This window comes from Vibrio sp. Of14-4 (assembly GCF_022347625.1).
In the GTDB taxonomy this organism is placed as follows: Bacteria; Pseudomonadota; Gammaproteobacteria; order Enterobacterales; family Vibrionaceae; genus Vibrio; species Vibrio pristinus.
Genome location: NZ_JAKRGI010000039.1, coordinates 1 through 11,186 on the forward strand (window position 1 = coordinate 1; position 11,186 = coordinate 11,186).

General features: G+C 40.6%; 8 protein-coding genes and 3 tRNA genes. 8 read left to right on the top strand and 3 right to left on the bottom strand.

Going from position 1 to position 11,186, the window contains the following annotated elements; genetic code table 11:
* Positions 1–14: 14 nt before the first annotated feature.
* Both MHN79_RS20590 and MHN79_RS20595 read left to right on the top strand, forming a co-directional pair.
* Positions 15–91: transfer RNA gene (locus tag MHN79_RS20590), tRNA-Arg, on the top strand.
* A gap of 48 nt (positions 92–139) precedes the next feature.
* Positions 140–216 (top strand) — tRNA-Arg (locus MHN79_RS20595).
* A 141-nt stretch (positions 217–357) separates the two neighbouring features.
* On the opposite strand, the gene MHN79_RS20600 is transcribed toward MHN79_RS20595, so the two are convergent.
* Together MHN79_RS20600 and MHN79_RS20605 are read right to left on the bottom strand one after the other, a co-directional pair.
* Positions 358–1,245 carry a LysR family transcriptional regulator gene (locus tag MHN79_RS20600; RefSeq protein WP_160932803.1) on the bottom strand — a complete coding sequence of 296 codons (888 nt, stop codon included), beginning with the start codon at positions 1,243–1,245 and terminating at the stop codon, positions 358–360.
* Positions 1,246–1,735: 490 nt separating this feature from the next.
* Positions 1,736–2,533 carry a hypothetical protein gene (locus MHN79_RS20605; RefSeq protein WP_239174847.1) on the bottom strand — a complete coding sequence of 266 codons (798 nt, stop codon included), beginning with the start codon at positions 2,531–2,533 and terminating at the stop codon, positions 1,736–1,738.
* A gap of 686 nt (positions 2,534–3,219) precedes the next feature.
* Here MHN79_RS20605 and MHN79_RS20610 point away from each other — a divergent pair.
* The 5 genes from MHN79_RS20610 to luxS all read left to right on the top strand — a co-directional run bounded on the left by MHN79_RS20610 (position 3,220) and on the right by luxS (position 10,044).
* Positions 3,220–4,170: an NADP-dependent oxidoreductase gene (locus MHN79_RS20610; RefSeq protein ID WP_152431285.1), complete on the top strand. Its 951-nt coding sequence runs from the start codon at positions 3,220–3,222 to the stop codon at positions 4,168–4,170.
* Entirely contained in the window at positions 4,164–4,625 is a 462-nt protein-coding gene (locus MHN79_RS20615; RefSeq protein WP_160932807.1) for a YqaA family protein, read from the top strand. The genes MHN79_RS20610 and MHN79_RS20615 overlap by 7 nt, the downstream gene beginning before the upstream one ends.
* A 9-nt stretch (positions 4,626–4,634) precedes the next feature.
* The gene (locus MHN79_RS20620; RefSeq protein WP_239174849.1) at positions 4,635–7,484 is read left to right on the top strand and encodes a pitrilysin family protein; all 2,850 of its coding nucleotides are present in this window, start codon (positions 4,635–4,637) and stop codon (positions 7,482–7,484) included.
* 101 nt (positions 7,485–7,585) lie between these two features.
* Entirely contained in the window at positions 7,586–9,154 is a 1,569-nt protein-coding gene (gene gshA, locus MHN79_RS20625) for a glutamate--cysteine ligase (protein ID WP_239174851.1), read from the top strand.
* A gap of 371 nt (positions 9,155–9,525) precedes the next feature.
* On the top strand, positions 9,526–10,044 hold the full coding sequence (gene luxS / locus MHN79_RS20630) for an S-ribosylhomocysteine lyase (protein WP_160932810.1): 519 nt from the start codon (positions 9,526–9,528) through the stop codon (positions 10,042–10,044).
* Between the two features lie 35 nt (positions 10,045–10,079).
* Here luxS and MHN79_RS20635 read toward each other — a convergent pair whose 3' ends face one another.
* The gene (locus MHN79_RS20635) at positions 10,080–10,520 is read right to left on the bottom strand and encodes an RDD family protein (protein WP_160932815.1); all 441 of its coding nucleotides are present in this window, start codon (positions 10,518–10,520) and stop codon (positions 10,080–10,082) included.
* Between the two features lie 229 nt (positions 10,521–10,749).
* On the opposite strand from MHN79_RS20635, the gene MHN79_RS20640 reads away from it, so the two are divergent.
* Positions 10,750–10,834 (top strand) — tRNA-Leu (locus MHN79_RS20640).
* The last annotated feature ends 352 nt before the right edge of the window (positions 10,835–11,186 follow it).

Here is an 11,186-nt window from a genome sequence, read left to right on the forward strand (position 1 = left end):
TATTAGATTTTCGTGCGTCCTTAGCTCAGCTGGATAGAGTACCTGGCTACGAACCAGGCGGTCGGAGGTTCGAATCCTCCAGGACGCGCCACTTATTTTTGGGGATTGATATTCCTGATATTCAATATCAAATCATTGCGCGCTCGTAGCTCAGCTGGATAGAGTACCTGGCTACGAACCAGGCGGTCGAAGGTTCGAATCCTTCCGAGCGCGCCATACCTCAAAACTCTTCACTAAATAAACCGTTACTTATATTTTTACATATCTTTATCACAACTAAGCTGCTATCAATCTTATAGCGCGTTTTGATCATTGGGTGATGAGTCTTGATTTCGTAGTTCTCCTACTTAGATTGGTTTAAACTTCTCTTGAAAATTGCAATTGAGAACCATCTTTAAAGTTGTCATAAAACCACTTTACAACGGGCTTATTACTTAGCGCTGATTTAGTAGTTACAAAGTATAATTCCAGCTCCATGAAGGCTTCAGTATCGTACACATAGTCATTACCAAGTTCTAAGGCTTTACTCGTTGTACAACATCCAATGAATGGTGTTTTTTTGATCACCTCAAAATAGTTGGCCGCACTCTGGGTAATGAAGCCAACCTGACTGTCTGGTGGTATACCCATATATTCATGTATAAAGCTGCCTGTTTTTCCTAGCCAGGTATATTTTGCAAATTGCATATCTTTGGTAAGTCTTCTGACTGAAATTGAATCGTGATATTTCTTTGATGCCAGAAGCTTGATGGGATAAGTCCCTATTCTTTGTGAGACGAAACTGGATGAGTGGTTTGGTGACACATCGAGCATGAAATCCAACTCGCCAATAATAAGTGAAGTATATGCTGCCTCATAGGACTCAGGTCTTATTCCTTCATTGACTATGAGTTGTGTGTTGAACTCATTATTAAATTTAACCAATGAATCGACCAAGTTGTAGGATGCGATTTGAGGAGGTATCAGCACATTAATATGCCTAGTGATAGATTTAAATAAATTGTACTTGTTGAGTAGGTCTTTGTGTGTCGTTGACAAATGTCCATATAGCGTATGGGCATAGGTTGTTGGTTTAAAATCGCCATTACTTTTTATAAAAAGCGGTGATGGGCTATCTTCTTCTAATGACTTAATTGATTTTGATATAGTTCCTAGTGATACCCCTAACTCTGAAGACGTTTTGCGAAAGTTTCCTTTTTCATACAAAGTAATAAATATCACTATATTTATTAACTGACTTCTCATTATAAATCCTTTTTATTATGGTCTCTAATTCCATTATTATCTATCAATCTTACAATATTTTTATTTCTTAGGATAGAGCATTTGCTCTATCTATGTTTTTGTTTTCATTTTTAAATCATTCACTTAACTCAGTGATTTTATACCGGTAGGTATGATAGGTAGTAAAGAAATAATTATGCTTTAAATGAGTAGCTAAGTTAGAGGTGTAATTAATATTTTTGATTTATGAGCATTCTGTAGAAATAAATATAAAGTAATTTTATTTTATATATAAATCGATAATAAAGGTAATAAAAATTTTTAATAATATTTAATTGAAATATAAATATGGAGAGTGGTCTTCATTAGAAACTTAAATGATGTTAATTTTCACATAAACAGCGCACTAATAATGGTTAATTTATTGGTGCGCTGGATAGATAGGTTATGTTTTTGATAAGATGTATTCAGAACAATGGACTTTTAACGTGATAAGCTAGTACCTAAGCGTTTAGTCTTCAGGTTCTGTGTATTCGTCCCATGCTTGTTCCCAAGTGCTTCCCTCACCAGGCGCATAATAACTAGGGTCCATATTACACCATTCTTCCCACTTGCACTGGTAAGTTAGAGAGTTGGTCGGTTGAAACACAATTTGTCCATCATGGTAATCACTTGTACCGTTAACAACTGCTTCAGGGTCGTACTCTTCGTATCCATTCGGATTATCTGGGTTGTCTGGGTTGTCTGGGCCGCTAATACTGCTTAAATTGGGTGTGAAAACAATTTTAACTAGATTCTCGTCCGGTATCTCATGGCTTCCGCAGTCTTTAAAGCTGTGACCTTTTTTATCCGTAGCGTCCATATATACACCTGGGTTTTGTTGCGAAGAGCCATTGCACTGGCCTTTTTCATTCAGATCCCACTCGTTGTTTTGTCCATGTCCATTGAAAAAGGAATCGGATTTAAATTCATCAATAGTATTGCCTTCACCATTGAGTAGGACGTTGAACTCCGCTTTCATTTTTCCATCACCGTTAATCTTTCCCTCTATAATATCGTGTCCGCAGTATTCAGCTGCAGGGGATCCAGCTTGTATAGTAATGTCTTCTGAAAGTGTTTCCTCCGTTCCTCCATTATTAGTGTCATAGACGCTTTGGTAGGTTTCAATTACTAAGTTTTCTGAGGGGCTTTCCAATAACTTCACACATAATTTTTGTCTAGGGTTTCCATTAATTCCTGCAAGAGTATTAGCAGAAAAAACACATCCAAGCCCTACTACTCCCAGTGTAATGATAATGTTCTTTTTCATTATATTAACTCCATATTACTTGATTTTTACGTCGAAAAATAAATATCAAACTAAAATGCACCGAGTTTGAATTATTACTATTTGGGCTAGGAAATCTAAGCTAATAAACCCAAACGTCCTTATTATTTCATGGTAAAAAAAAAGGGGAAGTAAACAATGTGTTCACTCGAACTCGGCTTGAAAAGCATATCAATAGTTTCTAATGTTTCTTGAAAACTATACCGCACACCAGTTCTGATAGTTTCGAAAGGTTTTGGCTAGCTAAGTTCTTCTATTGTTTATATTGAAACTATATCTCATTGATGTATATGAAATAGAACCATTAGCCTCAAACGACTTTGCGATCAAAAGATATTATAAATGGCTGAGCATTGTACTCGGCGTATACTGGTATACGTATATCTAATTACCCATTTCATAGCTCAGCTCTTAACATGACAAGTTGCAGTCACATCGCCAAAAGAGTGCAACTCACATGAAATCAGAATCTCTATGCTTTACTTACTATCAATAGGTGACTTGTGCCGTATTGGACAGATTTCTTGATTGATTCAGCGCTCATTTTATGAGCCCACGATGAGGTTATTGGCTAATTTTAGTTTTAGCAGTTAACTCGTTAGTAATAAATGGTATATATTCAAAAGGATGCTTTGCATCTTTTTTGTTGTCGTTATGGATATGAACAAATGGAAAACAAACAAATCGCGATTACTCAATTTGGTGGCCCAGAAGTCTTGACCATTCAGTCTAGTCCAGTGCCGAGTCCCCAGAAAGGGGAAGTGTTGGTGAAAGTCGCTTTTGCCGGCATTAACCCGCTCGATGCGAAAACGCGTGCAGGACTGGGGTGGGTAGCATCACAAAAGAAAGATAACCTCCCTTGGGTAGCCGGGTATGATATTTCAGGAGAAATACTAACCTGTGGTGAACAAGCAGAACGATTCTCAGTGGGCGATAAAGTGGCTGGGTTTGTGGGCTTCCCTTTGCAAGGGGGAGGTTACAGCCAATATATTTGTGTTCCTGAAACAGAGCTTAGTTTAGTGCCAGAAGCGACAACCTTAGAAGCGGCTGCGGCCATACCTTTGGCAAGTCAAACTGCGGTTCAAGCGCTCGATAAAGCTGGCGTTCATGAAGGGCAAAGAGTGTTGATACTGGCTGGCGCGGGTGGTGTTGGTCATCTAGCTATTCAAATCGCTATTGCAGCTAAAGCCGAAGTGTTTACCACATGCAGCGCCGCAAATCTCGATTATATGGCAACGCTTGGCGCTCACGCGATCAACTATGAGTTTTCTCCTGTTTCTGAGCGAGTCGAGGAAGCTGACGTTTTAATTGATCTTGTTGGTGGTGATGCGGCTCTTGATGCTTTGCATTGTTTAAGTGATGGTGCGAAAGTTGTCACGGTTCCGACCATAACGGCGGACTTAATTTGTGAGAAAGCCAAGATGTTAGGTTTTGATGCCACAGGTATGTTGGTTAGTCCAGATCCTGAGCAGCTTGATGCCTTACTCTATATGGTCAGTGTCGGTTTGTTAAAAACTGAAATCCAACATATCTACCCAATGAGCGAAGTGGATAAAGCTCATCAACAAATTGAAACGGGACACACGCGAGGCAAGATTTTACTTGATATGCAGTGCTAGAAGCGTTTAACGCTGCCTTTGAAAGTATCGCACTTTGGTTTTCCGATTCAGCACTTTGGGTTCTATTCATTACAGGTTTTTTGAGCGCAACTATCTTGCCTGGAGGGTCAGAGGCAGGACTCGTTGCAACGCTTTCTCTTCATCAATACTCTGTTTTTTCAGTGGTATCTACTGCCACTGTGGGGAATACTCTCGGTGGTTTAACGAACTATTGGCTGGGTTTCTTGTTGCCCAACCGAACTCAAAATGAAAAATATGGTCATAAAGCTCAGTATTGGTTGAGTAAATACGGCTACTGGTCGCTTTTATTTAGTTGGTTACCTGTAATTGGTGATCCTCTTTGTTTCGCTGCAGGTTGGTTACGAATGCACTTTTGGCCATGTTTATGGTTGATATTGATTGGCAAAGCATTACGATACAGCCTTATAGCAGCCTTGTATTACGGTTTTTTCTAAGGATATGTCATGAGAAAAATCTGGTTAGGTGTCTTTTCTCTCTTAACTATTTACGGCTGTGCAAGTGGCCCATTCTCCTCTAAATCTACTCTTCCTCCTGGTGTAACTTTTATTGAAGAGCAACTTGAACAGCCGGGTAAGACAACTATTCCTTACTCTAAGTATCAGCTTGATAATGGACTCACGGTTATTCTATCTCCGGACGATTCTGATCCTTTAGTTCATGTAGATGTTACTTATCATGTTGGTTCTGCGAGAGAAGAGGTTGGGAAGTCGGGTTTTGCACATTTTTTTGAGCATATGATGTTTCAGGGAAGCGAACATGTAGCAGATCAAGAGCATTTTAAATTGATCACCGAAGCGGGTGGCTCGCTCAATGGTACTACCAACCGAGATAGAACTAACTATTTTGAAACTGTCCCCGCTAATCAACTCGAAAAAGTGCTCTGGCTTGAGTCGGATCGAATGGGCTTTTTGCTTGATGCAGTTTCACAGCGTAAGTTTGAAATTCAACGTGATACAGTGAAAAATGAGCGTGCACAGAACTATGACAACCGCCCCTATGGATTGATGTGGGAGAAAATGGGAGAGGCGCTCTATCCAGAAGGTCATCCCTATTCATGGCAGACCATTGGCTATGTTGAAGATCTAGATCGTGTTGATGTCAACGATCTCAAAGCATTTTTTCTCCGCTGGTACGGTCCTAACAATGCAGTCCTAACCATCGGAGGGGACATTGATGTGGCGCAGACGTTGGCTTGGGTGAATAAATATTTTGGTTCTATCCCTAAAGGACCTGAAGTAGAAAGTGCGCCGAAGCAACCTGCTGTGTTGACCGAAGATAAGTTCATAACATTAGAAGATCGCATCCAGCAACCTATGGTGCTTATTGGTTGGCCGACGACTTATCAAGGTGACAAAACGGAAGCTTCGTTGAATGCTTTAGCCAATGTGTTAGGACAGGGCACCAATAGCTTGCTATACCAAGACCTAGTGAAAACACAAAAAGCGGTTGATGCAGGTGCCTTTCAGGATTGTTCTGAGCTTTCATGTGTTTTTTATGTTTATGCGATGGCACCATCAGGGCCTGATGGCAAATTGAAACCACTTTATCAGTCATTAATGCAATCTTTAGCTCGATTTGAAAAGCAAGGAGTGAGCCAGCAGCGACTAGATCAAATAACTGGGATGGCTGAAGCCGATGCAGTTTTTGCGTTGCAAAGTGTTAAAGGTAAAGTGTCTCAATTGGCCTCTAATCAAACTTTCTTTGGCCAGCCAGACAGAATTCAATCTCAGCTTGAGCAAATACGCGCAGTGTCACCCGAAGCTGTGATGGATGCTTACCACGGTTATGTGAATGGTCATCCTAAGGTTACTCTCAGCGTTGTGCCAAAACGTAAATTGAGTTACGCAGTCACACCAGCCACTTTTGAAACGCCGCAACGGGTATTACCTGAATATGCAAAGGTTAGTGATAAAGAATTAAATTATCGTCGCCCGTTAGACAGCTTTGACCGTTCGATAATGCCTGAAGTTGCAAATGCGGTTAAAGCACATATGCCAAAGCTTTATCATGTTTATTTTGATAACGGTGCAGAACTGCTTGGCACTCAAAGTAGTGAAACACCAACCGTTGAGATTGATATTAGTTTTCCAGCTGGTGAGCGTTATGTAGAAGAAGGTAAAGAAGGCTTGGCAAATCTTACGGCGACTATGATGGAAGAGGGGACGATTAAGTCCACCAAAGAGGAATTACAGGCAAGGCTAGATAAACTGGGTAGCACAGTCTCTATCAGTGCGGCTAATTATACCACGAGCATTTCAATCTCCACCCTCGAAGCGAATCTTCATCAAACGCTAGAAATTGTGCAGGAAGTACTGTTAGAGCCTGCTTTCAAGGACTCAGACTTTGAGCGTAATAAAAAACAGATGCTGGAAGGTATTGTTTATCAACATCAGAAACCAAGTTGGTTGGCTTCACAAGCGACTCGACAAGTTCTTTTCTCTGGTTCTATCTATCAGCGACCTAATGACGGTACAAAAGACTCGATTTCAAGTCTAACTCTTGATGATGTGAAAACCTTTTACCGCAAACACTATACTCCTCAAGGAGCTCAGATAGTGGTGGTTGGAGATATCAATAAACGTCAAATCAAAAAAGAGTTGGCCTTTATTGAAAACTGGAATGGTGAAGAAGCACCACTTTTACACCCTCAAGTGGTAAATAATACAGGTAAACAAAAAGTATATTTAGTTGATAAACCAGGATCTCCACAGAGTATTGTTAGGTTTGTTCGTCAAGGCTTACCGTTTGATGCAACAGGAGAAGTTTATCTCACTCAATTGGCGAATTTTAACCTTGCGGGTAATTTTAATAGTCGTATTAATCAAAATTTAAGGGAAGATAAAGGCTATACATATGGAGCTAGTGGCTACTTTGCGGCCAATAGAGAAGTGGGCGCTATTGTTTTCTCTGCCCAAGTGCGCGCAGACACTACCGCGGCGTCAGTCATAGAGATACAGAGTGAGCTGGATAAGTATAGTAAGCAAGGTATAACGGATGAAGAAATGGAATTTCTTCGCTTGGCAGTGGGTCAGCAGGATGCGCTGAAATACGAAACACCATCGCAGAAAGCTCAGTTAATTAGCAGTATTCTTGCGTATAGCTTGGATGAGGATTATCTGCAGCAGCGTAACGAGATTGTTGAGACAGTCAGCAAAAGCACTTTGAACAAGATGGCTGCTAAGTGGTTTACACCAGATGACTACCAAATCATAGTTGTTGGTGATGTTCAAGCTTTGAAGCCTCAGCTAGAAAGTTTACAAATCCCACTAGAAGAGCTTGAAATCGTTCGTTAGAGTACACATAACTATACCAAGACAGAGAGACGGACTTTCTCCGTCTCTCTTTATATCAACGGTCCATAATGTTTGGATCAGGACTAGAAGTGAACTTCATTGTGACTGATTTTGCTAAGCGACTTGAGAAAATTACTCTCAAACCAGAGTCATTTAAATCCCTCTCTCGGGGGGTTGAGAGAGAGACATTACGTTACCAAAAGGATGGTCGACTTGCGACAACCCCTCACCCTAAAGACCTTGGTTCCGCTTACGCGAATGATTGGATCACGACAGACTTCTCAGAATCCTTACTGGAATTTATTACACCAGTCTCTACTGATATCAAGACACTCATTCAACAGTTAGAAGATATCCACCATTTTACCCAATCTAAGCTTGGTGAGGAGAGAATGTGGCCACTTTCTATGCCATGTTATGTTAGTCACCAAGATGATATTCACCTTGCCCAATACGGTGAATCGAATTCAGGGAAAATGAAAACGCTCTACCGAGAAGGTCTAAAGCGTCGCTATGGCAGTTTGATGCAAATTATTTCTGGCGTTCATTTCAACTTCTCTTTTCCGGAATGTTTTTGGGATGCTTTATACGGTGAACAAAGCGAAGCAGAGCGCCGTGAATCTAAGTCTGAGGCGTATTTTGGTTTAATCAGAAATTACTATAGATTTGGATGGTTGATCCCTTTCTTTTTTGGTGCGTCTCCTGCACTTTGCTCGTCTTTTATCAAAGGTCGAGAAACAAAGTTACCGTTCGAAAACATTGGTCAAACACTTTATCTCCCTTTTGCAACCTCTTTGCGTATGAGTGATCTTGGCTACACCAACAGTGCTCAGAGCTCGCTTCGGATTGGTTTTAACAGTTTGAGTGAATATTTGGATGGTTTAAATACCGCAATTAGAACACCATCCACCGAGTTTGCTGACATTGGTGTCAAGGTAGAGGGTGAATATCGCCAGCTAAATACTAATGTCTTACAAATAGAAAATGAGCTGTATGCCCCCATTCGCCCCAAGAGAGTAGCTAAAAATGGTGAGAAACCATCAGAGGCGCTATCGCGCGGTGGCGTTGAATATATTGAAGTTCGTGCTCTTGACGTTAACCCATACAGTTCTGTTGGGATCGATCAAGATCAAATCCGCTTTCTCGATCTTTTTCTGACTTGGTCTGCACTTTCTGACTCTGAGCCTATGGATTTTTGTGAACAAGAATGTTGGCGGGAAAACTGGGATAAAGTAATCGCATCTGGGCGAAAAGTTGGCCTGCAGTTACAAATAGGTTGTAAAGGTGAAGTGCTATCATTGCAAGATTGGGCTCATCGAGTCTTTGATGAACTTCTTCTCATAGCGCAGCGCATGGATAGTGTCCATGGCGGAGAAGCTTATCAGTCCGTATGTAATAAACTTCGCACTTGGATCGATAATCCAGAACTTACGTTTTCTGGTCAGCTACTTGCCGATACCAAACGACTTGGTGGGTTAGGTAAAGTGGGTTGTGAGTTTGGGAAAAGATACAGTGAGCAGCACGCGAGGCACAAATATACAACTTATAGCCAAGAGATTATGGAACAAGAAGTTCAACGATCCTATGAAGCTCAGCGTCAAGTAGAACAATCTGATACGCTAAACTTTGATGATTTTTTGCAAGGCTATTTTGCATACTTAGATCAGTAAGTGGAGCCATGGGTTAAAGCAGCCAGTTTAGTCTGCTTAATTTCGTAACATATCCCGCCACTAAAGTTACATTTCAGCTTCCATTTAGAAACATAATTTCAATCCTCTTATCAGTGCGGCTCGGTTTTCGAGCTGCGCTTCTAATACTTATTTGGTGTTTAATCTGGTTGCAAACTATGCGCTTTCTTCACTATGTTGAGTAAATTGTTTTTTATTCTTATTATCTATACGTGACTCTGTCATTAATTTTTATTGTTATTCAACAAAGTTGTTGAAGAGTTGCATATGAATCATTAGGGTTTGCAGGACGTCAAGGCACATAAAGCAATAACTTACTGCTGTAAGATTATTGCAAATAGGAGATAATTATAATGCCATTGCTTGATAGCTTTACTGTTGATCACACTAAAATGAATGCCCCTGCTGTTAGAGTCGCAAAGACCATGAGTACACCAAGCGGCGATACGATCACAGTATTTGATTTACGCTTTACTGCCCCTAACAAAGCTATTCTTTCTGAGAAAGGTATTCACACGTTAGAACACTTATACGCAGGTTTTATGCGTAATCATCTCAATGGACATGAGGTAGAAATTATAGATATTTCTCCCATGGGGTGCAGAACAGGGTTCTATATGAGTTTAGTCGGAACACCTTCAGAAGACCGTGTTGCAAAAGCTTGGCTTGCAGCTATGTATGATGTGCTCAAAGTTGAAAAACAAATTCATATTCCTGAACTAAATGAATATCAGTGTGGGACGGCTGCTATGCACTCTTTGTCAGAGGCAAAACAAATAGCACAAGACATAATTAATAGTGGTGTAGAAGTGAATAAAAATGACGAATTGGCTCTCCCAGAATCAATGCTGAAAGAGTTAGCTGTTTGCTAGATAGTGAGAGGAAGGGGTCTCCCTTCCTCTATTATCTACTGTGCTTTGTCTAACAGGATAACTTGTGTTTTTGCCCATATATCATGAAAACCACGTTTCTTTGGGTCAATAGGTACCGTTAAATTCGCCAACCCAAACCCCGATGTAGCAATTCTTATCAATGCTTGGGTGACAGAAATCGAACCTCCGTCTTGATTGCGTATCTGCAGTTTCCAGGCTCTCATACCTAATGTCTGACCAGCTTTGGTCCAAAAGAAGACAAAGAAGTATACCCAAACCGCCGCAAGATAAAATGTATAGGCAGGCCCCCAAATAGGGTGGCGTGTAAGATAGTCACTAACATCCATATATGGTGCTGGATTAAAAATACTAAGCGCCATGAGAGCGTGGAGAATGGCTATAACGACCCCTGCCGCTATCATTTCAATTGCAATAACAATAAGCCCATCGTAAAACAAAGCTCCTAGACGACGCATGAGCCCTGCTGGCTGTGCTTCCGCTGTTGTTAACATAAAATTTGTGTACCTCAGTTGTAGCTGGTGATCAGAATATAGCGATAGATTAAGACTGAAAAGGCATTTTATACTCAACCTAGTTAATTGTGGTGAATTTATCAGCAAACGATAGCGAATTCAGTCTTTTGCTCTTGCACCTTATTAATGCATACGTATAATGCCAACCATCGAAGGGCGATAGCCCCAAGATGCCGGTGTGGTGAAATTGGTATACACGACGGATTCAAAATCCGTTGCCTTCGGGCGTGGCGGTTCAAGTCCGCCCACCGGTACCATATTTAAACAACAAAGCCTCGACGAAAGTCGAGGCTTTGTTGTTTCCGTGGAGTCAAAAATTCAGTTACGTAACTTTTTGGATTGTGTTGTAAAGATCAAATTCTCTATTAAGGCGTCATTTGTTATAGATACAGTGCAAGTGAGTTTCCTAGCAGAAATTAGTAAAGAGAATGAAGATAGGGCGTTTTTTGAACGGTTAATTCTTTTTAATAGAAAAAACACATTTTCTACTTGTTTTATTAGTGAGTGTCCCTATAATGCGCTCCCACTGACACGGGGTAAGGCATATGTCTGAAGCCTGTTAGTGAGGTCGAAAATAGCCGTTAAAATTAATTTTAAAAAGTGTTTGAC